Annotated in this window: 1 pseudogene; it reads right to left on the bottom strand. The window is 39.5% G+C overall.

The annotated features are described in order from the left end of the window. Nucleotides 1-2,075, bottom strand: a pseudogene (locus tag CO726_RS30750) (hypothetical protein); the annotation flags it as partial.

The raw sequence follows: 2,075 nt of genomic DNA, 5'->3' as shown, positions 1-2,075 counted from the left end.
CCATTTGCTAAACTATGTGTTTTCACACCATTTACAGCTTTTTGAATGCCTGCTGCACTAGATACACCCATCGCATTTATATTCGGATTGCTTTGTAATTGTTGCGATAGCTGAGAAGCAAATGCTTCCTTATTGGCATAACTAGTCCCATCTTTTTGTTGCACAATCCCTGCTTGTTCGGCAGCTTTCTGTGCATGATTTTTAAATCCTTGCACTTTCTGACTCAAGTGTTTGTTCCATGCCGCCTCTTTTTCTTGTTGTGGGACATCTGCAGGGAATTGCTTCATGAATCCCGCCTTATGATCTGCAGTATATGCCTTTTTAAATGCAGCAGTGGACGCACCAACAAGTGAGTCTACTTGTCCCATATTTTGATGGCCACTCTCTAGTGTTTCTCCTTTTACTCCGTCAACTGCTTTTCCAACTTTTCCAAGTGCAAGTTGAGAAGCAAAAGCATCTTTATTCACATAGGACTTATCAAACAGGTTGTTCCCTTGCTTATCTTTCGCATCAACTGGCATTGCACCAGCTTTTGTTGCCGCCTGTTCTGCATGGTTTCTAAATCCTTGTACTTTTGAATTCAGATGGTCATTCCATTTTTTCTCTTTTTCTTCCGCTGACATATTTTCTGGTAATTGACTCATAAACGCATCTTTATGGTCTGCCTCATATCCTTTTTGGAATGCGTTAGTCGCAGCGTTAACTAAATCTCTAGCGTTTCCATATGGTGTAGCATTTTTCTTCATATTTTGTAAATCTTGTTTTCGCTGATTTTTGAAATGAGACATTTGATCACTATTTGTTTTCGCTACTTTTTTTGCAATCTCTGCATCGGATGCACCAGGGAATGCTTGTTTTAAACGACTCGCAACTGCAGAATCAGGATTATCCGCTTTCCAATTTTCAAAATCTTTTGTAGCTAAATCCTGTGCGATATCTTCATCGGTTAGTTCCGGATATTGCTCTCCATTTAACCCTTTATACGCGTCTGTACCTTTCTTCACACTGGAACCAATATGCTTCCCGGCACTAGTAATTCCTTCAAGTCCAGCTGCTAATGTTCTTCCGGCTAATGCACCGGGAACTCCACCCGCTTTACTTCCAGCAAATGTTCCTATTGCCATTCCGTCTGGCCCAAGTCCCGCGCCCATTGCTAATCCTACAAGTCCGCCCGTTGCTTTTCCACCCATGCTTCCAATTTGACCTGCTTTTAACATACGAGCTGCACGAGATGTTGTACCTACATCTGTCCCTAAATTGGCTCCCATCGCATTTTTAGGATTATCAGCATCTTCTTTTTTATCTTCCTCGCCTTCTTTACTAGCTTTTGTCTTCTCTTTATTACTACGATGGTCATCACGTATTCCTTTAATGATGCCTGCCATACTTGCTAAAGCGCCCATTCCAAGCATCGTGCCTGCTCGATGTACAGATCCGGCCGTATTCGTACTTAAACCGATAAAGCTTTTTACAATTTCACCTATAGGAATAAACATGGCAAACAAGATTAATTTAATAATGGCATTATCTACCTTGCCTACTAGTACAAAAACTAGCCATATGGTAATCGCATGGATACCTTGGATGAGTACTGTACCAACAAATTCACGCATCCAATATAGCGTTTGTTGTTTCTTTTGCGGGAATAGCCACATACCCACCATAATCGGTCCCATTAGCATCAAAATATAAAGAGATACAGCCCGCATTAAATAGAAGAAGTTTGCCCAAAGTGATAATCCAACTTCTATCAACATAACGAAAATTTGAAATAAATAATCGTCCTTATTTTTATCCATGGATAAGCTAGCAATTGTCTGTCCCGGTTTAAAGACATCATAATTTGTTTCTCCTATTGCTCTTTTAAACTCCGATGTTACCCAAGTATTAATATCAAATACAATGTTATAAAAGAAATCTAAATGCCATATACAAATAGAAACGATCATTAAATCCTTCGCATATTCAATGATATATGTTCGATTTGTTGGATTAATGGCAGCAGCTGAATACTTTGCACCAGCAATTACAGCACTGACTAAAACTAAAAAGGCTGCAAACTTAAACATAACTGG

It is taken from the genome of Bacillus fungorum (assembly GCF_002746455.1).
Lineage (GTDB): Bacteria > Bacillota > Bacilli > Bacillales > Bacillaceae_G > Bacillus_A > Bacillus_A fungorum.
This window is presented reverse-complemented; position numbering and strand designations above follow the sequence as displayed.